At 63.4% G+C, this 555-nt stretch carries 1 protein-coding gene; it reads left to right on the forward strand.

Annotation, left to right across the window (positions count from 1 at the left end; genetic code table 11):
* A partial coding sequence (locus F2B26_RS16820) for a PLP-dependent transferase (protein WP_201292824.1) occupies positions 1–340 on the forward strand: 340 nt, incomplete at its 5' end.
* Between the last annotated feature and the right edge of the window lie 215 nt (positions 341–555).

A 555-nucleotide genomic window follows, 5' to 3' on the forward strand; every position in this document is an offset into this window, starting at 1 on the left:
TCCCGGCCTTGAAAGCTTCGGCCAACACGAACTCGCCAGCCGCCAGATGGCGCTGCCCGGCGGCATGATCGCCTTCGATCTTGCCGGGGGCTACGATCAGGGCGTCCGCTTTATGAACCGCCTGCAGATGATTATCCGCGCGGTTTCGCTCGGCGATGCGGAAACGCTGGTGCAGCATCCCGCAAGCATGACTCATTCGACCTACACGCCGGAAGAGCGCGCCGCGCACGGGATCGGAGAAGGGCTGCTACGCCTGTCGATCGGGCTGGAGGATGCGGAGGATATCTTCGCCGATCTCGCGCAGGCCCTGACCGCTTCGGACATTGCTGTCGCCGCTTGACGCCAATAGGGGTGCCCGACCCGAAGGCGGACACCCCTACCGCTGCGACGCCAGCTTGTGGGTCGTTAGCTCGTCTTTAATTTTGGCATGTGCCGACAGTCGGCCACGTCTCACGCTATGGTGCGAGAACACCCGGAGATAGCGGCTATCGCGGGCGATGCCTCGTGGATATGATGGCGCGTCCTGGTCATGCCGATAAAACCGGCGAGACGGCG

The organism is Cellulomonas citrea (assembly GCF_009829685.1).
GTDB lineage: Bacteria > Actinomycetota > Actinomycetes > Actinomycetales > Cellulomonadaceae > Cellulomonas > Cellulomonas citrea.